The sequence below is a fragment of the Robiginitalea sp. genome (assembly GCF_049588695.1).
Classification (GTDB): domain Bacteria; phylum Bacteroidota; class Bacteroidia; order Flavobacteriales; family Flavobacteriaceae; genus Robiginitalea.
This window is the reverse complement of sequence record NZ_JBAVZJ010000203.1, coordinates 1-1,668: the sequence shown is the minus strand read 5'-3', so window position 1 is coordinate 1,668 and position 1,668 is coordinate 1. Positions and strand designations below refer to the sequence as shown.

1 protein-coding gene is annotated in these 1,668 nt (G+C 48.1%); it reads left to right on the top strand.

Annotation, left to right across the window (positions count from 1 at the left end; genetic code table 11):
* A partial coding sequence (gene pckA, locus WBV75_RS04865; protein ID WP_424119524.1) for a phosphoenolpyruvate carboxykinase (ATP) occupies positions 1 to 1,531 on the top strand: 1,531 nt, incomplete at its 5' end.
* Positions 1,532 to 1,668 lie beyond the last annotated feature (137 nt).

The window sequence follows — 1,668 nt, the reverse complement described above, 5'->3', positions numbered from 1 at the left end:
AAATAGCAGTGTCCCTGTATTATACGAGATCGGTTTACGAAACGAAGCCGGAACAGCGATCTCGGATGTTGGGGCCCTGATGGTATACTCAGGTGAAAAAACAGGTCGGAGCCCGAAAGACAAGCGAATAGTACGGAACCCGGAATCTGAAAAAAACATCGACTGGGGGCCCATTAATATTGGCCTGGACGAACATACTTATTTCGTCAATCGGGAGCGCGCTATCGACTATCTCAATATTTGTGAAAGGCTCTTCGTTGTGGATGCCTTTGCAGGCTGGGATCCCAAATACCGCATTAAGGTCCGTATCGTATGTACCCGTGCCTATCACTCCCTGTTTATGCAGAATATGCTGATCATGCCCACGGCAGCTGAGCTGGCTGATTTTGGAACTCCTGATTACGTCATATTTAACGCAGGCGGTTTTCCAGCCAACAGCTATACCTCTGAAATGACCTCAAAGACATCCGTGGATGTGAATTTGGAAAATAAGGAGATCGTCATCCTGGGAACCCAGTATGCCGGGGAGATGAAAAAGGGAATATTCGGGGTGATGAATTATCTGATGCCTCTTGAAGATGTACTGCCGATGCATTGTTCTGCCAATGTAGGTGAGGCCGGGGATGTAACCCTGCTGTTTGGACTCTCCGGCACAGGTAAAACCACGCTGAGCGCCGATCCAAAGCGCAAACTCATCGGGGATGACGAACATTGCTGGACAGACGACGGCACCTTTAATATCGAAGGCGGATGCTATGCAAAAGCGATTGATCTCTCGGCGGAGAGCGAACCGGATATTTTTAATGCGATCCGCTTTGGAACGGTTCTGGAAAACCTGGTTTACGATAAGAGTACCCGACAGGTGGATTATTCAGACACCTCCATTACGCAGAACACCCGGGCGTCCTATCCTATTGAACACATCGAAAATGTTCAGATCCCCTGTGTGGCCGGGCATCCCAAAAACATCATCTTTCTCACTTGTGATGCCTTTGGTGTGCTCCCACCAGTCAGTCGACTAAGCCCGGAGCAGGCGAGTTATCATTTTATATCCGGGTACACTGCAAAGGTTGCGGGGACTGAAATGGGGGTTACCGAACCTCAGGCTACCTTTAGCGCGTGTTTTGGGGCTGCCTTTATGATGTGGCACCCAAATAAATACGCGGAGCTCCTCTCTGATAAAATGAAGGAGCACAAGGTAAATGCCTGGTTGGTGAATACCGGATGGACCGGAGGTGGTCACGGTGTCGGCTCCAGAATCAAGCTCAAATACACCAGGGCTATGATCGATGCTATTCACCGCGGGGATTTCGACAATGTATCATTTGTAAAGGATGAAGCCTTTGGTTTTGAAATTCCCCAAAGCTGCCCTGAGGTTCCCTCGGAAGTACTCAACCCCAAGTCCACCTGGGAAGATAAAGAGAGTTTTGAGACGACCAAGGCTAAATTGATTGGGTTGTTTAACGAAAACTTTAAAAAGTTCGAAGCCGGTGTAAACGCCGATATTTTGAAAGCCGGACCCAAGTCCTGATTTCAGGCTATTAAACCTTAAAAACCCCTGCCTTTGTAAAAAGGCAGGGGTTTTTCTATTCCTGGCGTTCTTGGAACCTATTGTGAGGCCTTGTGCAATTCAGCCATATCGAAAAATCCAAGCACTTCTATTTTAGG